Here is a 20,510-nt window from a genome sequence, read left to right on the forward strand (position 1 = left end):
GTGAACGGAAGCGGGGACGGGAGCGGACGCGGGGACGAGAGCGCGGCCGGGCGGCCGGGCGACGCCACCGGCGGGGAGCCGGGCGGCGGGCGGAAGTACTTTGTCACCGGCGGAGCCGGCTACGTCGGCAGCGTCGTCGCGGCCCATCTGCTCGACGCCGGCCACCGGGTGACCGTGCTGGACGACCTGTCCACCGGCCACCGCGAAGCGGTCCCGGCCGGCGCGGAGTTCATCGAGGGCCGCGTCCAGGACCTGACCTCGCCGGCCGGCGAGGGCCGGCTCGACGGCTCGTACGACGGTGTGCTGCACTTCGCCGCGTTCTCGCAGGTCGGGGAGTCCGTGGCGGACCCGGAGAAGTACTGGCGCAACAACGTCGGCGGCACCATGGAGCTCCTCGCCGCGATGCGCGCCGCCGGAGTCCGCCGGCTCGTCTTCTCGTCCACCGCCGCCACCTACGGCGACCCGGAGTCCGTGCCCATCGCCGAGACCGACGCCACCGCGCCCACCAGCCCCTACGGCGCCTCCAAGCTCGCGGTCGACCACATGATCGGCGGTGAGTGCGCCGCCCACGGCCTCGCCGCCGTCTCGCTGCGCTACTTCAACGTCGCGGGCGCCCACCGGTCCGCCGGCGGCTCCCTCCACGGCGAGCTGCACGACCCCGAGTCCCATCTCATCCCGCTGGTGCTGCAGGTCGCGCTCGGCCGGCGGGAGGCCGTCTCCGTCTACGGCGACGACTACCCGACGCCGGACGGCACCTGCGTCCGCGACTACATCCACGTCTCCGACCTCGCCGAGGCACACCTCCTCGCCCTGGACGGCGCCGCCCCGGGCGAGCACCTGATCTGCAACCTCGGCAACGGCAACGGCTTCTCCGTCCGGGAGGTGATCGAGACCGTCCGCCGGGTCACCGGCCACCCGGTGCCCGAGAACGCCGCCCCGCGCCGCCCGGGCGACCCGGCCGTGCTCGTCGCCTCCGCGGAGCGCGCCCGGAACCGGCTGGGCTGGAAGCCCGCGCGCCCCGGACTGGCCGATATCGTCCGGGACGCCTGGGAGTTCGCCCTGGGGCGGAACGGCGGTGCGCAGAAGGCGTCGGCGGAGAACGGGACGCCGGAGAACGGGACGCCGCAGAACGGGACGTACGGGAACCGGACGGCGGAGCACGAGAGCGGAAGAACGGCGGAAGCGTGACGGACCAGCAGACGGCCGGCGGGACCCACGGCTCCCACCGGACCCCCGGGACCGGACCGGGCGCCCGCACCGGAACGGAAACCCCCGAGACGGGCCGGACCGAGCCGGAGGAGCACCTCGCCGGCACGTTCGCAGCCCTGTACGGCTACGAGCCCGAAGGGCTGTGGGCCGCCCCCGGCCGCGTCAACCTCATCGGTGAGCACACCGACTACAACGACGGATACGTGCTCCCGCTGGCCCTCCCGCACACCGCCCGCGCCGCCGTGTCCCGCCGCGACGACGGCGTGCTGCGCCTGCACTCCGGCGATGTGCTCGGCGGCGTGGTGGAACTGCGCGCCGACGCCCTGGAGCCCGGCGCGCCCGGCCTGGGCTGGGCCGCGTACCCCGCCGGCGTGGTGTGGGCGCTGCGTGACGCCGGCCATCCGGTCACCGGCCTGGACCTGCACCTGAGTTCGACCGTCCCGGTCGGCGCCGGGCTGTCCTCCTCCGCCGCCCTGGAGATCGTCACCGCGCTCGCGCTCAACGAGCTCCATGGACTGGGGCTGCGCCCCTGGCAGCTGGCGCGGGTGGCGCAGCGCGCCGAGAACGTCTTCGTCGGAATGCCCTGCGGGATCATGGACCAGACGGCCTCCGCCTGCTGCACCGCGGGCCACGCCCTGCACCTCGACACCCGCGACCTGACCCAGCGGCAGGTGCCGTTCGACCTCGCCGCCGACGGGCTGCGCCTGCTGGTCGTGGACACCCGCGTCCAGCACGCCCTGGGCGACAGCGCCTACGCGGAGCGGCGCGCGAGCTGTGAGGAGGGCGCCGCCCTGCTGGACGTCCCCGCCCTGCGCGACGTCGCCTTCGGGCAACTGGACGAAGCGCTCTCCCGGCTCGGTGACGAGACGCTGCGCCGCCGGGTGCGCCATGTCGTCACCGAGAACCGGCGCGTGGAGGAGGTCACCGCCCGCCTCGCGGCCGGGGACACGCGCGGCATCGGCCCGCTGCTCACCGCCGGGCACGCCTCGCTCCGCGACGACTTCGAGGTGTCCTGCCCGGAGCTCGACCTGGCGGTGGAGTCCGCGTGTGCCGCGGGCGCGCTCGGCGCCCGCATGACGGGCGGCGGCTTCGGCGGCTCGGCGATCGCGCTGGTGGAGGAGGCGGCGGCGGAGCCGGTGACGAAGGCGGTCACCGCGGCCTTCGCGGCGGCCGGGCACCGTGAGCCCCGGGTCTTCCCGGCCGTACCGTCGGCGGGCGCGCGCCGGCTGGCCTGAACCGGCCGTCCGGCGCCGGGCGGAACACCGCGGGCCCCGGCCGGGGATGTGCTTCACCGGCGGGTCCGCCGCGCCGGGCGGCGGGTACGGTGTCCGGCACACCGCCGCCCGGGCGCGGGGGTACCGGCGGGCACGGGGCGCACATCGGCATTCCCAGTCGATTTCTTGCACAAGAAGTAACAGCGAACACAGGTCGAACGTCCGGGGCGAACACTTTCGCCAATCCACTTCACTTGTCGGAGTGCATCCGTACGCTGATGCTCAGCACCGGTGGGGGCCGGTGTCAATGCAGGGGGCGAGGCGGTCGGGTACGGCGCCCGGGGTGGGTCCGGTACGGCGGCGGCCGGCCGGGAGCATCCCGGCCACGGCACCGGGCGCCGGAGCAGCCGGGCGCCGGGCCCGCTGGATCGTCCCGATACAGGGGGGTTCCTCAGTGACAGTCATCAGGGTGCTGGTGGTGGACGATCACCGCATCTTCGCCGAATCGCTCGCCGCCGCTCTCGCCGCCGAACAGGACGTCGAGGTGGCGGCGGCGGGCAGCGGGCCGGCGGCGCTGCGCTGTCTGGAGCGGGCCGCCGCGGACGGCCGCCGGTTCGACGTCATGCTCGTCGACGCCGACCTGGGGTGCGCCCCGCCGGTGCCCGGATCGGCGAGGAACGGCCCGACCGTCATCGGCACCGCCCGGGCCGGCGGCGCGGAGCGCGCCGTGGACGGCATATCCCTGGTCGCCGGCGTCCGCGAACGGCGGCCCGCGGTCCGTACGGTGGTGCTCGCCGAGCGGGACGACTCGGCGCGCGCCGCCGCGGCCCTGCAGGCCGGGGCCTCCGGCTGGGTCGCCAAGGACTGCTCGCTCTCCCGGCTGCTGGCCGTCATACGCGGTGTGCTCCGCGGGGAGACCCATCTGCCGCCCGCTCTCCTCACCGGTGTCCTGCGGGAGCTGACCGCGGCGCGCAAGCACCGCACGGAGAGCGAGCGGCTGGTGCAGTCACTGACCCCGCGGGAGCGGGAGGTGCTGCGGTGCATGGTGGCGGGCCTGGGCCGCAAGGCCGTCGCCGAACGGCTGTTCCTCTCCCCGCACACGGTCCGCACCCATATGCAGAACGTCCTGGGCAAGCTCGGCGTGCACTCCACTCTCGCCGCGGTCGCCCTCGCGCGCCGCGCCGGGGTGGGCCCGGCGGAGGACCTGCCCGCCGTCGGCAGCACGGGCTGACACGCGCCGCCGGCATCCGTCCCGGGTGCCGGTGCGGGCGTCCGTTTCGCGGCGCAAGGTATCGGCTCTCTCGGCCGTCCGGTCCGCCGCCGTGCCGGCCCGCCGTCCTCGGGCCGGGCTGCGCCCCTTCCCGTCTCGCGTCGCGGCTTCCGCGGTGCCCGCCTGCGACCCCTACCGGCGTTCCGGCCGCGGGCTCCGGCGCGGGGTTGTCATGAACCTGCCGGTTGTCATGAACCTGCCCTGCTCCCCGGCTTCCGGCCTCCCCGGCGACGGCCGTCCCGGGTGCCCGCATTGCGGACTCTGAGGTCCGGCAGCGCTTCCCAAAACGTAACCAGCGGCCGCGCTTCCGACTGTTGACAGCCATCTGCGCAGGTCAGTAGTTTCCCGGGAACCGATCAATCGATCGACTGGTTGTGGCTCGCGGATCGTGGAGGCTCGGCAATGCGGATATCTGCAGGACGTGTGACAAGACGTACGGCACTGGCACTCACCGGCTCTCTGGTGATGGTCCTGGCCGCCGGATGCGGCAGCGGTGACTCGGACTCCGAGGGCGCTCCGGCCCGCGACTACCAGCTCGTCGAGGACGGCAAGCTCACCTTCGCGATGAGCGGCCAGTACCGGCCGTTCAACTACTTCGAGGACGACGGCACGCTGGCCGGCTTCGACCTGGAGCTCGGCAACGAACTGGCGAAGCGCCTCGACCTGAAGCCGAACCCGGTCACCGGACCGTTCAACTCCCTGGTCGCCGGACTGAAGGCCAAGCGGTACGACCTGATCGTCGGGTCCATGTCGGCGACCGACGAGCGGAAGAAGCAGGTCGACTTCACCGATGAGTACTACCTCTCCGGCGCGCAGCTGTTCGTCGGGAAGGACTCCCCGGTCAAGTCCGTCGACGACCTCGAGGACGCGAAGGTCGGCGTCGTCCTCGGCACGACCTTCGAGGAGTACGCCAAGAAGCAGCCCGGGGTCGCGGAGGTCAAGACCTACAGCAGCGACAACGAGGCGCTGACGGAGCTGGGCAACGGCCGCATCGACGCGGCGATCACCACGAAACTCCTGGGTCTCTACCAGATCAAGCAGACCGGCATCGCCATCAAGCCGGCCGGCGACATCCTCTTCCCGGACCCCGCCTCCATCGCGAGCCAGAAGGGCAACCCGAAGCTCACCGCCGAGGTGGACAAGGCCCTCGAAGAGATCAGGAACGACGGGACCTACGCCGAGCTCAGCGAGAAGTGGTTCGGCGTGGACATCAGCCCGGACGGCCAGTCCTGATCACCCCCCGATCCCCCGGCCACCCCTGATGACCCGCTGACGACGGCCGGCCCGGCTGCCCGAGGAGAACCCCGCCATGTCTGTTCTGGACGGCTTCAGCCGTTCCCTGCCGCTCATGCTCGAAGGGCTGCAGATCACCCTGTCGCTGGCCGCGCTGGCGGTGGTGTTCTCCCTGGCGGTCGGGTTGGTCGTCGCCTGGATGAGGATGAGCCGCTTCGCCGTGCTGCGCTGGCTCGCCCAGGGCTATCTCGCCATCATCCGGGGCACGCCGCTCGTGGCCCAGCTGTTCGTCATCTACTACGGCCTCGTCACGATCGTCGACATCTCCTCGTTCTGGTCGGCGGTGATCGGCCTGACCGTGCACACCGCGGCCTATATGGCGGAGATCTTCCGCTCCGGTGTCCAGTCGGTCGTCAAGGGCCAGACCGAGTCGGCGCGTTCCCTCGGCATGAGCCGGACGCAGGCGCTGCGGATCGTGGTCGCCCCGCAGGCGTTCCGGTCCATCCTGCCCTCGCTCGGCAACCAGTTCATCATCGCCGTCAAGGACACCGCCGTGGCCTCCTTCATCACGGTCCCCGAACTGTTCATGCAGGCGCAGAAGCTGGCGGCCGCGACGTATGAGCCGCTGACCTACTACCTGATATCCGCCGTCTACTACCTGGTGATCGTGCTTCTCCTGACGGCGCTGCTGCGCCGGCTGGAGCGCCGGCACTCCCGTTACGCGATCTGAGAGGCGCCCACCCCATGCCACACCCCGACAGCGCCCCGGAGAACACCCCGCGGACCGCCCCCCTGGTGGTCATGCGGCGGATCCACAAGGCGTTCGGCGCGCACACTGTGCTGGACGGAGTGGACCTGTCCGTGGACACCGGCGAGGTCGTCGTCCTGATCGGCGCCTCCGGAGCCGGCAAGAGCACCCTGCTGCGCTGCGTCAACGGCCTGGAGCGCATCGACTCCGGCGGGATCGTCATCGACGGCCAGGAACTCCGCTACGACGAGAAGTCCCTCAACCTCATGCGCCGCCAGGTGGGGATGGTCTTCCAGCACTTCAACCTGTGGCCGCACAAGTCGGTGCTGGACAACGTCGCCACCGCCCCGGTCCGGGTGGCCGGACGGGACCGGGGCGAGGCCCGGGAGACCGCTCTCGGACTGCTGGAGCAGGTCGGGCTGCGGCAGTTCGCGGACCGCTACCCGATGAGCCTGTCCGGCGGCCAGCAGCAGCGCGTGGCCATCGCGCGGGCGCTGGCCATGCGGCCGAAGGTGATGCTCTTCGACGAGCCGACCAGCGCCCTCGACCCCGAACTGGTCGGCGAAGTCCTGGCGGTGATGCGGGACCTGGCCGACTCCGGAATGACCATGATGGTGGTCACCCACGAGATGCGGTTCGCCCGGAACGTCGCCGACCGGGTCGTCCTCATGGCCGACGGCGGGATCGCCGAAGAGGGACCTCCGGCGGAGGTGCTGGACAACCCACGCAGCGAGCGGGGCCGCGCCTTCCTCCGACAGGTGGAACGGGCCTGACCGGGCGGCCACGGGCCACCGGCAACCGGCCACCACGGCGGCGGGCGCGCGATCGCCCCGCCGCACACAACACGCCAGGGATAAGGACAGCATGTCGACAGTGACGGAGACGGGGCACCCGGAGCGGGACCCGGTGCGGTACGAGCGGAACGGCCCGGTGGCCGTGGTCGAGCTGCACCGGCCGCACCGTCTCAACGCGGTCACCGACGAGGTCAGCCGCGAGCTGGTCGGTGCTCTGCGGCGCGCCGTCGCCGAGGGCGCGCGGGCCGTGGTCCTCACCGGCGCCGGCCGGGCCTTCTGCAGCGGGCACGACCTCAAGGAACCCGCCCCGGCGGAGGATCCGCTGGCGGCCAGGGAGCGGCTGGAGCGGCTGCAGGACGTCACCCGGACGATCAAGCGCAGCCCGGTCCCGGTGATCGCGGCCGTGCACGGCTGGGCGGTGGGCGCGGGGTGCGAATGGGCCCTGGCCTGCGATCTGGTGGTGGCGGCCGAGTACACCCGCTTCATGTTCCCGGAGGCGGGTGTCGGGCTCACCGTGACCAACGGCGTCTCCCAGCTGCTCGCCGCCGTCCTCGGGCCGCAGCGCGCCAAGTATCTGCTGATGACCGGTTCGGGCTTCACCGCGGAGGAGGCGCGCGGATGGGGCCTGGTCAACGAGGTCGTGCCGGACGGGGAACACCGCCGGTACGCGCTGGAACTCGCCGGGAGGCTGCTCGACAAGCCGCCCCTGGCGCTCGCCCTAGCCAAAGAGACCCTCGACCGCGGGCTGGGCGCGGGTCTGGAGGAGACACTCGCCATGGAAGTGGACCTGTCGATGCGCGTGGTCGGCACCGGCACCGGCTCCGAGCCCGGTGCCGGCTCCGAGCCCGGTGCCGGCACCGATGCCACCGAGGCCGGCCCGGGCGCCGGTTCCGGCACCGCCGCGGACTCCGGCGCCGGTTCCGTCTCCGGCGCCGGAGGCCCGCACCGCGCCCCCGCGGTGCCGCGGCCCGGGCGGAGGCAGCCGTGACGTCCCGCGCCTCCGGGCGCCCCGTGCCCGGCACCCGGCCGGCGGCTCCCGCATCCGCACCCGAGCCCGCACCCGCGCCCGGCACCCTCGGTGCGCTGGTCCGCGACGCGGCCCGGGCACACGGTGACCGGGTGGCGTGGGTCTTCCCGCACGCCGCCCGGCCGCGCTGGACCTTCGCGGAGATCGACGCCGCGGTGGACCGGATCAGCGCGTTCCTCCGGAGCTCGACCGCCCCCGGCGACCGGGTGGCGGTGATGCTGCCGAACGTGCCGGAATTCCCGCTGCTGTGGCTCGCCGCGGCCCGGTCCGGACGGATCCTCGTACCGGTCAACACCCAGGCCCGCGCCACCGACGCGGCCCATCTGCTGCGCGACGCCGGCCCCCGGCTCGCGGTCACCACTCCCGCGTACGCCGAGGTGCTCGCGGCCGCTGCCGCGCAGGCGGGCCTCGATCTCACCGTCGTACCGGCGGACGACCTGCCCGCCGGCCCGGACGGCCCGGACGGCCCGGGCGGCCCGGACGCCTCCGGGGCGCCGGCGGCCCCGGGCGACCTGGTGAACATCCAGTACACCTCGGGGACCACCGGGCTGCCCAAGGGCTGCATGCTCAGCCACCGCTACTGGCTCACCATCGCGCACGCCCTGCGGACCAACTTCCCGCGGCTCGGCGAGGACGACGTCCTCTACACCGCCCAGCCGTTCAGCTACATGGACCCGCAGTGGAACGTGGTGGCCGCGCTGCGCTCCGGCGCCCGGCTGGTGGTGGCGGACCGGTTCAGCGCCGGCCGGATGTGGGCCGACATCCGTGAGCACGGGGTGACGGTCTTCTACTGCCTGGGCATGATGCCGGCCGCGCTGCTGGCCCGGCCGCCGCACCCGGACGACCGGAACCACGCCGTCCGGGCGGTCCTGGCCTCCGGCATCCCCACCGGACTCCACCGGGAGCTGGAGGAACGCTGGGGAGTGCCCTGGTACGAGGCGTTCGGCATGACCGAGTCCGGCGCGGACCTCATCGTCACCCCGGAGGACCACGACGAGACCGTCGGCACCGGATGCGTGGGCCGGCCCCATCCGGGCAAGCGGGCCGACGTCGTCGACGGCTCCGGCCGGCCGGTCGAACCGGGGCTCCCCGGCGAACTGGTGATCTCCGGCGAGGGGCTGATGGACGGTTACTGGGGACAGCCGGAGGCCACCGCCCGGGTCCTGCGCTCCGGCCGGCTGCACACCGGGGACCGGGTGCGGGCGGACGCCGAGGGCCGGATCTACTACCTGGCCCGGACGAAGGACATGGTCCGCCGGTCCGGGGAGAACGTCTCGGCCCGGGAGGTCGAGGCGGTCCTCGAGTCCCATCCGGCGGTGCGGACGGCCGCCGTGGTGCCGGAGCCGGACGCCGTCCGGGGCGAGGAGGTGAAGGCTTTCGTCGTACCGTCCGGCGGGGAGACCCCCGATCCACGGGAACTGCTGGAGTTCTGCCGGGAACGGCTGGCCTCCTTCAAGGTGCCGCGCTACTGGTGCGTGCGGCCCGAACTGCCCCGCACGCCCTCGGAACGGGTGGCCAAGGGGGAGCTGCGCGCCGACCGCGGCCCGTGCTGGGACGCGGCCGCGCCCTCCCCGGAGGCGCCGCCGCCCGCCGCCGGCACGACGGGAGGCGGACCGTGACCGTCCCCGGACATCCGTCCCCGCGCGGCACCGGCACGGCCCCGGGCCCGGGAACCGGCACCGCCGGCACCGCCGACACCAGCGACACCAGCGACACCGGCGACACCGGCGACACTGGCGACACCGGCGACACCGGCGACACCGGCGTGCCCGGCCTCCCCGGCAGCTTCCGCACCACGACCGAGGTCTCCTGGGACGAACTCGACGCGCTGGGCGTCCTGCACCACGCCCGCTTCCCGGTGCACGCCGAGCGGGCCTTCAGCCGCCTGCTCGACACCATGGGATACCCCTACGACCCCGACCCCGCCGTCCGGCCCGAGCGACACCATGCGGTGGCCCGCCTCGCCATCACCTTCACCGGCCCCGTCGACCGGCCCGGCACGCTCCACATCGAGCAGCGGGTGACGGCGCTCGGCCGCGCCAGCCTCACCACGGGCTTCACCGTCAGGGCGGCCGGCGGCGGAAGCGTCGTCGCCGAAGGGGTCCGCACCGCCGTGCACATCGACCGGGCCACCCGCCGGCCGCGGCCCTGGAGCGAGGAGTTCCGCGCCCGGCTGCGCGCCGCACTCGCCGACCCGCCCGCGGCCGGTGACGGGGAGACGAAGGAGACAGCACCATGGACGTAGACGTCGTCTACCGCAACGCCCGGATCCTGACCATGGACCCGGCCCGCCCCCGGGCCACCGCCTTCGCGGTGCTCGGGGACCGGGTCGTGGCGGTCGGCGGCCCGGAGACCGCGGGGCTGTCCGCCCGCCGCACCGTGGACCTCGCCGGGCGGTGCGTCCTGCCCGGCTTCCACGACGCCCACAACCACATGGCCTGGTACGGGCTGAGCCTGGACGAACTCGACCTCTCCCCGGGCCGGGTGACCCGGGTGGAGGACGTGTACGGCCTGGTGGCCCGGGAGGCGGCGCGCCGCCCGCCCGGCGAGTGGATCATCGGAGCCGGCTACGACCAGAACCGGATGTCCGGCGGCCACCCGACGGCCGCCGGGCTGGACCGGGCGGCGCCGGACCACCCCGTCTGGCTGAAGCACACCAGCGGGCACATGTGCGCCGTCAACTCCGCGGTGCTGGCCCGCTGCGGGGCGGACACGGCCCCCGACCCCGACGGCGGGCGCATCCTGCGCGACGCCTCCGGGGCGCCCACCGGACTGCTCCAGGAACGCGCCCAGGAACTGGTGCGGAACCTGCTCGTCCCGTTCCCCGCCGATGTGCTGGCGCGCGCCCTCGGGGCCGCCGCCCGCAACTACGCCGCCGAGGGCATCACCTCGGTGCAGGAGGCGGGTATCGGGGGCGGCTGGATCGGGCACAGCGGGGTGGAGATCGCCGCCTACCAGAGGGCCCGGGACGAGGACACGCTGCTGCAGAGGGTGACGCTCATGCCCGCCTCCGATGTGCTGCACCCGCTTCCGGCGCACGCCGCGGACCCGTACCGCTCCGGCCTCGACCTCGGCATGCGCACGGGCTTCGGTGACGACCGGCTGCGCCTCGGCGCGGTCAAGGTGTTCTCCGACGGCTCGCTCATCGGCCGGACCTCGGCGATGTGCTGCGACTTCGCCGACGACCCCGGCAACCGCGGCTATCTGCAGGCCGGGGAGGAGGAGCTGGCCGCCACGATCACCGCCGCCCACCGGGCCGGCTGGCAGGTGGCCACCCACGCGATCGGCGACCGCGCCGTGGACGTCGTGCTGTCCGCGTACGAGGAGGCTCAGCGGCTGCATCCCCGGCACGACCCCCGGCACCGGATCGAGCACTGCGCGGTCACCTCCCCGGAGCAGGTGGAGCGCATCGTCCGGCTGGGCGTGATCCCGGTGCCCCAGGGCTCCCTGGTACGGGAGGCGGGGGACGGCATGGCCGACGCCCTCGGGCCGGAGCGCGCCGCCTGGTGCTACCGGGTCCGCAGCTTCACCGAGCGCGGCGTGGAGGTGCCCGGGAGCTCCGATCGCCCGGTGGTCGCCGGTGCGCCGCTGGCCGGCATCCATGCCCTGGTGACGCGGCGGACGGCGGGTGGCCGGGTGCTGGCGCCGGACGAGCGGGTCGACGTGGCGACGGCGTTGCGGAGTTACACGGTCGGCTCCGCCCACGCGGCGCACGCGGAGCGGACCCGCGGCAGGATCGCCCCCGGTTTCCTGGCCGACTTCACGGTGCTCGACGCGGACCCGGCCGGGGTGGACGCGGACGCGCTGCCGGAAATCGGTGTGCTGGCGACGGCCGTCGGCGGCAGGGCCGTACACGACCTCGGTGTCCTGGCTTAGGGTTGGCGGCATGTCTTCGTACCAGCGTCTGCGGTCCAGTGCCCTGGAGCTCTTCGCCACCCGCGGGTTCCAGGCCACCGGCATCCGGGACCTCGCCGCGGGGGCGGGCATATCGCTGGCGACTCTCTACCACTACATGAACAGCAAGGAAGACCTGCTGGTCCGGCTGATGCGGGAGTCCCTGGGGCGGCTCAACGCCGACGCACGCACCGTGCTGGCCGAGGCCGCCTCGCCCGTGGAGCGGCTGGCGGGGCTGACCGTCATGCACGTCTTCGCCCACGGGCTGCGCCGCACGGAGACGGTCGTCGTCGACCGGGAGCTGCGGGCGCTGAAGGAGGAGTCCCGTCAGGCCGTCGTGGCCCTGCGGGACGAGTACGAGGAGATGTGGGGACGCCAGCTCGCGGACGGTACCGCGGACGGCACCCTGCTGGTGCCCGACGTCCGGGTGACGCGGCTGGCGCTGCTCGCGATGTGCACGGGCGTCGCCTACTGGTACTCGGAGAAGGGGGAGCTGGATCTCGACGAGGTCGCCGTGGTGCACGCGGATCTGGTGCTGGCCCAGGTCGGCGCCCGGCGGGGGTCGCGGCAGCTGCGCCTGGAGGATCTGGACCTGCCGCCGGTCGCCTGGTTCCGCGAACTGGCCGTACGCGAGGAGCGGCAGCCCGCCCCGTGACGGAGAGTGACGGAGGCCGCGGCCCGGGCGCGCCGTCCGCTCAGCCGGGTACGTTGTCGAACGGCGCCGTCAACCGGCGCAGCAGCCCGGCGAGTTCGCGGCGCTGTTCGCGGGAGAGCTCCGCGAGGATGGCCCGTTCCTGGGTGAGCAGTCCGGCGAGCGCGCGGTCGGCGCGGTCCCGGCCCTCCCGGGTGAGCCGGACGAGCACCCCGCGCCGGTCGCTGGGGTCGGGCAGCCGCTCGACGAGACCCTTCTTGGCGAGCCGGTCGATGCGGTTGGTCATGGTGCCGGAGGTCACCAGGGTCTGGGTGAGGAGCTGTCCGGGGGAGAGCTGGTACGGCGCCCCGGCCCGGCGCAGCGCGGTGAGGACGTCGAACTCCCAGGACTCCAGGCCGTGCTCGGTGAAGGCCAGCCGTCGGGCGCGGTCGAGATGGCGCGCGAGCCGGCTGATCCGGCTCAGCACCTCCAGCGGCTCCACATCGAGGTCCGGGCGCTCCCGGCGCCATGCCCCGACCAGCCGATCGACCTCGTCCTCCATGCCGATCAGTGTAGTAGGTCTGTCGATGTGAAGTCTCTTGACATCAAATATCTTGATATCGAGACTGATGGTCAGGCGTGGCGGGCACGTGACACGGGCATCGATCGGCCCGACAGCAGTTCCCCGTTCACCCACCGCACCGGCACCGAGAGGTTCACACGATGCAAAAACCCCAGAACCCGACCTGGGACCCGCAGCAATACCTCCGCCACTCCGGCCACCGCACCAGGCCCTTCCACGACCTGCTCGCCCGGATCCCCGGCCTCCCGGCCCGCGGCCGCCCGGCGCGCATCGCCGACCTCGGCTGCGGACCGGGCAACGTCACCGCGCTTCTCACCGAGCGCTGGCCCGACGCCCGCATCACCGGCTACGACAACTCCCCGGACATGCTCGCCGAAGCCGCCCGCCACGCCGGCCCCACCCCCGGCGGCGGCAGCATCGACTTCCGGCACGCCGACGCCGCCGACTGGATACCGGAGGAGCCGTACGACCTGATCGTCAGCAACGCCGCCCTCCAGTGGGTCCCCGGCCATGCCAAGTCCTTCCCGGCCTGGATCGAGGCCCTCGCCCCCGGCGGCACCCTCGCCTTACAGGTCCCCGGTAACTTCACCTCGCCCAGCCACGCCATCCTCGACGACCTCTGCGACACCCCGGAGTGGCGCGAAAGAGTCGGCCGCCACGGCCGCCGCTACGTCCACGTGTACGAACCGTGGGAGTACCTCACCCAGCTCACCGGACTCGGCTGCGAGACCGACGCCTGGGAGACCACCTACATACAGCTCCTCCAGGGCGAGGACCCGGTGCTCGACTGGGTCAAGGGCACCGCGCTCCGCCCCATCCTCACCGCTCTCGCCGACGACGAACAGGCCCGCACCGCGTTCCTCGGCCAGTACCGCGACCTGCTCCGCAAGGCCTACCCGCCCGGCCCGCACGGCACCGTCTTCCCGTTCCGGCGGATCTTCGCCATCGCCCGGAAGAAGGACACCTGACCACCGCGCCGGCCCCGCAGCCGCAGCCGTGGGACGGGACGGCACGTCCCCGGGGCCACCGCGGCTGAGCGGCACGGGAACGACGCGGCCCCGGCCCGCCGCAACGGGCCGGGGCCGCGCCCCGTGGGGAAACCGGTCAGCTCTTGCGGTGACCTATCAGCCGCGGCTTCTGCTCCATGCCGTCCAGACCGTGCCAGGCGAGATTCACCAGATGGGCGGCGACCTCCGCCTTCTTCGGCTTCCGCGCGTCCAGCCACCACTGGCCCGTCAGGGCGACCATCCCCACCAGCGCCTGGGCGTACAGCGGGGCCAGCTTCGGATCAAAGCCCCGGGCCTTGAACTCCAGCCCGAGGATGTCCTCCACCTGGGTGGCGATATCGCTGATCAGCGAGGCGAAGGTGCCCGTCGACTGGGCCACCGGCGAATCCCGGACCAGGATCCGGAAACCGTCCGTGTACGACTCGATGTAGTCCAGCAGGGCGAACGCCGCCTGCTCCAGCAGCTCCCGCGGATGCCCAGCGGTCAGGCCGTTGGTGACCATCTCCAGGAGCTTGCGCATCTCCCGGTCCACCACCACCGCGTAGAGCCCCTCCTTGCCGCCGAAGTGCTCGTAGACCACCGGCTTGGAGACCCCGGCCTTCGCCGCGATCTCCTCCACCGACGTGCCTTCGAAGCCCTTCTCGGCGAACAGCGCGCGGCCGATGTCCAGCAGCTGCTCGCGGCGCTCCTTGCCCGTCATTCGTACGCGTCGGCCGCGCCGGCCACCCGGACTCGAAGCCTTGCTCTTCTCGCCACTGCTTCCATCACTCGCCACGTGTTCAATCATGCCGCCTTCGCGGCCTCGTCTTCACGGGAGTTACCGGTCTTCCGCCGGGACTCCACGCGCTCCTTGCTCGGCCAGCGCACATCGTGGGCCCAGCCGAGCAGCTCGAACCAGCGGATGAGCCGGGCGCTGGAGTCCACCTGCCCGCGCATCACCCCGTGCCGGGCGGACGTCGGGTCGGCGTGGTGCAGATTGTGCCAGGACTCGCCGCAGGACAGCACCGCGAGCCACCAGACGTTGCCCGAGCGGTCCCGCGACTTGAAAGGCTTCTTGCCGACCGCGTGGCAGATGGAGTTGATCGACCAGGTGACGTGGTGCAGCAGCGCCACCCGCACCAGGGAACCCCAGAAGAAGGCCGTCGCCGCGCCCTGCCAGGACCACGTCACCAGACCGCCGACCAGCGGCGGGATGGCCAGCGACACCGCCGTCCACAGCATGAACTGGCGGGAGATCCGGCGGATCGCCGGGTCCTTGATCAGATCCGGGGCGTACTTCTGCTGCGGCGTCTGCTCCTCGTCGAACATCCAGCCGATGTGCGCCCACCACAGCCCCTTCATCAGGGCCGGAACGGTCTCACCGAACCGCCACGGCGAGTGGGGATCGCCCTCGGCGTCGGAGAACTTGTGGTGCTTGCGGTGGTCCGCCACCCAGCGCACCAGCGGACCCTCCACGGCCATCGACCCGGCGACGGCCAGGGCGATCCGCAGCGGCCGCTTGGCCTTGAAGGAGCCGTGCGTGAAGTAGCGGTGGAAGCCGATGGTGATGCCGTGGCAGCCGAGGAAGTACATGAAGACCATCAGGCCCAGATCCAGCCAGCTCACCCCCCAGCCCCAGGCCAGCGGCACCGCCGCGACCAGCGCCAGGAACGGCACCGTGATGAACAGGAGCAGCGCGAGCTGCTCGACGGACCTCTTGTTGTCGCCGCCGAGCGTGGCGGACGGGACGGGGGAATGGGTGTCGGCGGCCTTCGGGGCGTCGTCGATCACATCGGAAGTCGTGGTCATGGGGGGCGTCCCTCACCGAACTGGGGGCATGGCTACGGATGCGTAACCTACGGCATCGTAAGTATGGCAGTGCTCCCCTCAGGGTCAATGGCCTGTGGATAACGTGGTGCGCCGGGCACCTATCCTGGTGGGCGCCGGACAGCGCGGTCCGCACCCCGCCCATCGTGCTCATCCATGCAAGGAGCCGCACCTGTGAGCAGTGCCGACCTCACACCCGAGACCGACGACAACGCACCGCTGCGCGCTGACATCCGGCGCCTCGGCGACCTCCTCGGCGAGACTCTCGTCCGCCAGGAGGGACCCGAGCTCCTGGAACTCGTCGAGCGCGTCCGCGCCCTCACCCGTACGGACGGCGAAGCCGCCGCCAAGCTCCTCGGCGAGACCGACCTGCCCACCGCCGCCAAGCTCGTGCGGGCCTTCTCCACCTACTTCCACCTGGCGAACATCACCGAACAGGTGCACCGCGGCCGCGAGCTGCGCGCCCGCCGCGCCGCCGAGGGCGGCCTGCTCGCCCGTACCGCCGACCGGCTGAAGGACGCCGACCCCGAGCACCTGCGCCAGACGGTCCGGCACCTCAACGTCCGGCCCGTCTTCACCGCGCACCCCACCGAGGCCGCCCGGCGCAGCGTCCTCAACAAGCTCCGCCGCATCGCCGCCCTCCTGGATGAGTCCGTCGGCAGCGGCAGCGGCGACCGCCGCCGCCACGACCTGCGGCTCGCCGAGAACATCGACCTCGTCTGGCAGACCGACGAACTCCGCGTCGTCCGGCCCGAGCCCGCCGACGAGGCCCGCAACGCCATCTACTACCTCGACGAGCTGCACGCCGAAGCCGTCGGCGACGTCCTGGAGGACCTCTCCGCCGAGCTGGAACGCGTCGGCGTCGAGCTGCCCGCCGGCACCCGCCCCCTCACCTTCGGCACCTGGATCGGCGGCGACCGCGACGGCAACCCCAACGTCACCCCCGACGTCACCCGCGACGTGCTGATCCTCCAGCACGAACACGGCATCACCGACGCCCTCCGGCTCATCGACGAACTCCGCGGCCTGCTCTCCAACTCCATCCGCTACACCGGCGCCACCCAGGAACTCCTGGACTCCCTCTCCCTCGACCTGGAGCGGCTCCCCGGCATCAGCCCCCGCTACAAGCGGCTCAACGCCGAGGAGCCCTACCGCCTCAAGGCCACCGCCATCCGGCAGAAGCTCCTCAACACCCGGCAGCGGCTCGCCACCGGCACCCCCCACCAGGAGGGCCGCGACTACCTCGGCACCTCCGAACTCCTGGCCGACCTCGTCCTCATCCAGGAATCCCTGCGCGCCCACCGCGGCGGCCTCTTCGCCGACGGCCACATCGACCGCACCATCCGCACCCTCGCCGCCTTCGGCCTCCAGCTCGCCACCATGGACGTCCGCGAGCACGCCGACGCCCACCACCACGCCCTCGGCCAGCTGTTCGACCGGCTCGGCGAGGAATCCTGGCGCTACGCCGACATGCCCCGCGACTACCGCACCAAGCTCCTGGCCAAGGAGCTCCGCTCCCGCCGCCCCCTCGCCCACAGTCCCGCGCCCCTCGACGCCGCCGGAGCCAAGACCCTCGGCGTCTTCGAGGCCGTCCGCGACGCCAAGGAGCGCTTCGGACCCGAGGTCATCGAGTCGTACATCATTTCGATGTGCCAGGGCGCCGACGACGTCTTCGCCGCCGTCGTCCTCGCCCGCGAGGCCGGACTCCTCGACCTCCACGCCGGCTGGGCCGGGATCGGCATCGTCCCGCTCCTGGAGACCACCGACGAACTCCGCGCCGCCGACGTCATCCTCGACGACATGCTCGCCGACCCCTCCTACCGGCGGCTCGTCGCCCTCCGCGGCGACGTCCAGGAGGTCATGCTCGGTTACTCCGACTCCTCCAAGTTCGGCGGCATCACCACCAGCCAGTGGGAGATCCACCGCGCCCAGCGACGCCTCCGCGACGTCGCCCACCGCTACGGCGTACGGCTCCGCCTCTTCCACGGCCGCGGCGGCACCGTCGGCCGCGGCGGCGGCCCCTCCCACGACGCCATCCTCGCCCAGCCGTGGGGCACCCTGGAAGGCGAGATCAAGGTGACCGAACAGGGCGAGGTCATCTCCGACAAGTACCTCGTCCCCTCCCTCGCCCGGGAGAACCTGGAACTCACCGTCGCCGCCACCCTCCAGGCCTCCGCGCTGCACACCGCGCCCCGCCAGTCCGACGAGGCCCTCGCCCGCTGGGACGCGGCCATGGACACCGTCTCCGACGCCGCCCACAGCGCCTACCGCCGCCTCGTCGACGACCCCGACCTGCCCGCCTACTTCTTCGCCTCCACCCCCGTCGACCAGCTCGCCGAACTCCACCTCGGCTCGCGGCCCTCCCGCCGCCCCGACAGCGGCGCCGGCCTCGACGGACTCCGCGCCATCCCGTGGGTCTTCGGCTGGACCCAGTCCCGGCAGATCGTCCCCGGCTGGTTCGGCGTCGGCTCCGGCCTCAAGGCCGCCCGCGAAGCCGGACTCGACAGCGTCATCGACGAAATGTACGAACGCTGGCACTTCTTCCGGAACTTCCTCTCCAACGTGGAGATGACCCTCGCCAAGACCGACCTGCGCATCGCCCGCCACTACGTCGAAACCCTCGTCCCCGACGAGCTCAAGCACGTCTTCGACACCATCGAGGCCGAACACGACCTGACCGTCCGCGAAGTCCTCCGCGTCACCGGCGGCGAACGGCTGCTCGGCTCCAACCCGGTGCTCCAGCAGACCTTCCGCATCCGCGACGCCTACCTCGACCCGATCTCCTACCTCCAGGTCGCCCTGCTCGACCGCCAGCGCCGCGCGGCCGCCAACGGCGAACAGCCCGACCCGCTGCTCTCCCGCGCCCTGCTGCTCACCGTCAACGGTGTCGCCGCCGGTCTCCGCAACACCGGATGACCCCGCCGACCGCACACTCCTGACGGCGAACGCCGGCGGACCCGCACCCCTGTGGGTGCGGGTCCGCCGGCGTTCCACGTTCCGGGAGTCACGGGCGGCGCCTGCCGCCCTCACGGAACGGCACGCTCACAGCGCCAAGAGCGGCCCTCGCAAAGCCGGAACGACGCTCACAGCGTCAGAAACACCCGCCCAGCAGAGCCGCGCCCGCCAGCCCCAGCCCCCACGCCGTACGGCGCATCCGCAGCCCGCCCGCCACCACCAGCGCCGCCAGCAGCAGCGACCCCGCGAACGGAATCCACGCGTGCAGCACACCGCCCAGCCCCGTCCGCACCGCCTCGTCCGTCCCCGGCTTCACCGCCACCGGCAGCCGCTCCCCGCGCTCCCGGCCCGCGGCCTCCACCACCGTCACCGTCCGCAGCTCCGCGTCCGCCTCCGCGGGCGCCCCGGCCGCCGGCTCGAACCGGCCCCCGCACACATCCCCGTCACAGCGCTCTATGGTCACCGTGCCGCGCTCGCGCCCCTTCGTCAGCATCGCGTGCTGCGCCGCGTCCCAGGACGTGAACACCCCCGCGGTCAGCACCAGCAGGGCCACCGCCGCCATCAACGCCTGCTTGCCGACCAGCAGCAGCCCGTAGGCGCTCTCTCCCGCCCGGCGGACGGCGGGGCGGCGCTTGGACTTCGTCGGTGCCATGCGGGCGATCCTTGGCCATGGGAAACCACCCGGTCAACCGCCGCTCCCCGGTTGCGGGACACTGTCCCGTTAGACGGTGAAAGATGCCGCCGTCAGCTGTTGTACGTACTCTGCGCCCGCTCCAGACCGTCCTCGACCAGGCACTCCACGGCGTCCGCCGCACGGTCCACGAAGTAGTCCAGCTCCTTGCGCTCCGCCGCCGAGAAGTCCTTCAGCACGAACGCCGCCACATCCATCCGCCCCGGCGGCCGCCCGATGCCGAACCGCACCCGGTGGTACCCCGCGCCCATCGCCTTCGTCATCGACTTCAGCCCGTTGTGGCCGTTGTCGCCCCCGCCCAGCTTCAGCCGCAGCGCCCCGTAGTCGATGTCCAGCTCGTCGTGGACGGCCACCACCCGCTCCAGCGGCACCTTGTAGAAGTCGCGCAGCGCCGACACCGGGCCACCCGACAGATTCATGTACGACATCGGCTTGGCGATCACCACCCGGCGGCTGCCCGGCCCCGGCGCCCCCAGCCGGCCCTCCACCACCTGCGCCCGCGCCTTGTGCGTCTTGAACCGCCCGCCCAGCCGCCCGGCGAGCAGATCGGCCACCAGGAAACCGGCGTTGTGCCGGTTGCCCGCGTACTCCGGCCCGGGATTGCCCAGGCCCACGATCAGCCAGGGGCTGTCCGCATCGCTCATCTACGTCTCTCCTGCCGGTGCCCGGGTCCGGGGGTCTCGGTCTCGGTCTCGTGGGTCGGGTCCAGGGATACACGACCGCCGCCCCGCTCCAGCGGAGCGGGACGGCGGTCGTGGCGCGGCGCCTCGCGGCGGGGCGGCGGAGGCTCAGGCCTCCTCGCCCTCGCCCTCCTCGCCCTCGGCCGGAGCCTCGGCCTGCGCGGAGACGACCTGCAGGACCACGGTCTCGCCGTCCACGGCGAGCGCCGTGCCCTTCGGCAGCGTGACGTCCTTCGCCTGGATCGAGGCACCGGCCTCCAGGCCCTCCACGGACACGGTGAACGCCTCCGGGATGTGCGTGGCCTCGGTCTCCACCGGGAGCGCGTCCAGCATGTGCTCCAGAAGGTTGCCGCCCGGGGCCAGCTCACCCTCGGTGTGGATCGGGACGTCGACCGTGACCGTCTCGCCCTTCTTCACGACCAGCAGGTCGACGTGGACCAGGAAGCCGCGAATGGCCTCGCGCTGCACGGCCTTGGGGATGACGAGCTGGCTCTTGCCGTCCGTGGCCAGACGGATCAGGACGTTCGGCGTCTTCAGCGCCATCATCAGCTCGTGGCCCGGCATCGCCACGTGCACCGGCTCGCCGCCGTGGCCGTAGACGACGCCCGGCACCTTCTCCTCACGGCGGAGACGGCGCGCGGCGCCCTTGCCGAACTCCGAGCGGATCTCGGCGGGAATCTTGACCTCAGCCATGGCTGCACTCCTCGTACTGCGTACCCGACGGCGCCCGGAAACGGCCACCGCCCGTACGGATCTGATCTGACGGCC

Annotated in this window: 19 protein-coding genes; 13 read left to right on the plus strand and 6 right to left on the minus strand. The window is 72.8% G+C overall.

What is annotated here, in order from left to right; translation table 11 throughout:
• From galE to E4N63_RS19240, 11 genes are all read left to right on the plus strand, one after another.
• Entirely contained in the window at positions 1-1,188 is a 1,188-nt protein-coding gene (gene galE / locus E4N63_RS19190) for a UDP-glucose 4-epimerase GalE (protein WP_125623997.1), read from the plus strand.
• On the plus strand, positions 1,185-2,444 hold the full coding sequence (galK, locus tag E4N63_RS19195; RefSeq protein WP_125623998.1) for a galactokinase: 1,260 nt from the start codon (positions 1,185-1,187) through the stop codon (positions 2,442-2,444). Before galE ends, galK begins: the two co-directional genes overlap by 4 nt.
• Positions 2,445-2,877: 433 nt before the next feature.
• Entirely contained in the window at positions 2,878-3,654 is a 777-nt protein-coding gene (locus E4N63_RS19200) for a response regulator transcription factor (protein ID WP_125623999.1), read from the plus strand.
• Between the two features lie 462 nt (positions 3,655-4,116).
• Positions 4,117-4,926, plus strand: coding sequence for an ABC transporter substrate-binding protein (locus E4N63_RS19205; protein WP_230241288.1), 810 nt, complete (start codon positions 4,117-4,119; stop codon positions 4,924-4,926).
• A 76-nt stretch (positions 4,927-5,002) separates the two neighbouring features.
• Positions 5,003-5,656, plus strand: a complete 654-nt coding sequence (locus E4N63_RS19210) for an amino acid ABC transporter permease (protein WP_125624001.1) — start codon at positions 5,003-5,005, stop codon at positions 5,654-5,656.
• A 14-nt stretch (positions 5,657-5,670) separates the two neighbouring features.
• Positions 5,671-6,447, plus strand: a complete 777-nt coding sequence (locus tag E4N63_RS19215; protein ID WP_125624002.1) for an amino acid ABC transporter ATP-binding protein — start codon at positions 5,671-5,673, stop codon at positions 6,445-6,447.
• Positions 6,448-6,538: 91 nt separating this feature from the next.
• Positions 6,539-7,456 (plus strand): enoyl-CoA hydratase/isomerase family protein, encoded by a 918-nt coding sequence (locus E4N63_RS19220; RefSeq protein ID WP_230241289.1) that lies wholly within the window; start codon positions 6,539-6,541, stop codon positions 7,454-7,456.
• A complete protein-coding gene (locus E4N63_RS19225; protein WP_230241290.1) occupies positions 7,453-9,114 on the plus strand; it encodes an AMP-binding protein in 1,662 nt (553 codons plus the stop codon). The genes E4N63_RS19220 and E4N63_RS19225 overlap by 4 nt, the downstream gene beginning before the upstream one ends.
• A complete protein-coding gene (locus E4N63_RS31200) occupies positions 9,111-9,740 on the plus strand; it encodes a thioesterase family protein (RefSeq protein ID WP_230241291.1) in 630 nt (209 codons plus the stop codon). Before E4N63_RS19225 ends, E4N63_RS31200 begins: the two co-directional genes overlap by 4 nt.
• Complete coding sequence (locus tag E4N63_RS19235; protein WP_230241292.1) at positions 9,731-11,371, plus strand: amidohydrolase; 1,641 nt, start codon at positions 9,731-9,733, stop codon at positions 11,369-11,371. Before E4N63_RS31200 ends, E4N63_RS19235 begins: the two co-directional genes overlap by 10 nt.
• Positions 11,372-11,381: 10 nt before the next feature.
• Positions 11,382-12,044: a TetR/AcrR family transcriptional regulator gene (locus E4N63_RS19240; protein WP_125624005.1), complete on the plus strand. Its 663-nt coding sequence runs from the start codon at positions 11,382-11,384 to the stop codon at positions 12,042-12,044.
• A 40-nt stretch (positions 12,045-12,084) separates the two neighbouring features.
• On the opposite strand, the gene E4N63_RS19245 is transcribed toward E4N63_RS19240, so the two are convergent.
• Positions 12,085-12,582, minus strand: a complete 498-nt coding sequence (locus E4N63_RS19245; protein WP_019711766.1) for a MarR family winged helix-turn-helix transcriptional regulator — start codon at positions 12,580-12,582, stop codon at positions 12,085-12,087.
• A gap of 161 nt (positions 12,583-12,743) precedes the next feature.
• On the opposite strand from E4N63_RS19245, the gene E4N63_RS19250 reads away from it, so the two are divergent.
• Positions 12,744-13,571, plus strand: a complete 828-nt coding sequence (locus E4N63_RS19250) for a trans-aconitate 2-methyltransferase (RefSeq protein ID WP_125624006.1) — start codon at positions 12,744-12,746, stop codon at positions 13,569-13,571.
• Between the two features lie 136 nt (positions 13,572-13,707).
• On the opposite strand, the gene E4N63_RS19255 is transcribed toward E4N63_RS19250, so the two are convergent.
• On the minus strand, positions 13,708-14,397 hold the full coding sequence (locus E4N63_RS19255) for a TetR/AcrR family transcriptional regulator (protein WP_125624007.1): 690 nt from the start codon (positions 14,395-14,397) through the stop codon (positions 13,708-13,710).
• Positions 14,394-15,398 carry a fatty acid desaturase gene (locus E4N63_RS19260; protein WP_125624008.1) on the minus strand — a complete coding sequence of 335 codons (1,005 nt, stop codon included), beginning with the start codon at positions 15,396-15,398 and terminating at the stop codon, positions 14,394-14,396. Before E4N63_RS19260 ends, E4N63_RS19255 begins: the two co-directional genes overlap by 4 nt.
• A 192-nt stretch (positions 15,399-15,590) precedes the next feature.
• Between E4N63_RS19260 and ppc the strand changes: the two genes are divergently transcribed.
• A complete protein-coding gene (gene ppc / locus E4N63_RS19265; protein ID WP_230241293.1) occupies positions 15,591-18,332 on the plus strand; it encodes a phosphoenolpyruvate carboxylase in 2,742 nt (913 codons plus the stop codon).
• 175 nt (positions 18,333-18,507) lie between these two features.
• Here ppc and E4N63_RS19270 read toward each other — a convergent pair whose 3' ends face one another.
• The 3 genes from E4N63_RS19270 to E4N63_RS19280 form a co-directional block, all read right to left on the minus strand.
• Complete coding sequence (locus E4N63_RS19270; RefSeq protein ID WP_230241294.1) at positions 18,508-19,023, minus strand: hypothetical protein; 516 nt, start codon at positions 19,021-19,023, stop codon at positions 18,508-18,510.
• Positions 19,024-19,115: 92 nt separating this feature from the next.
• Positions 19,116-19,706 (minus strand): aminoacyl-tRNA hydrolase, encoded by a 591-nt coding sequence (pth, locus tag E4N63_RS19275; protein ID WP_125626673.1) that lies wholly within the window; start codon positions 19,704-19,706, stop codon positions 19,116-19,118.
• 144 nt (positions 19,707-19,850) lie between these two features.
• Positions 19,851-20,435 (minus strand): 50S ribosomal protein L25/general stress protein Ctc, encoded by a 585-nt coding sequence (locus E4N63_RS19280; RefSeq protein WP_230241295.1) that lies wholly within the window; start codon positions 20,433-20,435, stop codon positions 19,851-19,853.
• Positions 20,436-20,510: the final 75 nt, after the last annotated feature.

The organism is Streptomyces sp. MNU89, assembly GCF_020982505.1.
Classification (GTDB): Bacteria; Actinomycetota; Actinomycetes; order Streptomycetales; family Streptomycetaceae; genus Streptomyces; species Streptomyces xinghaiensis.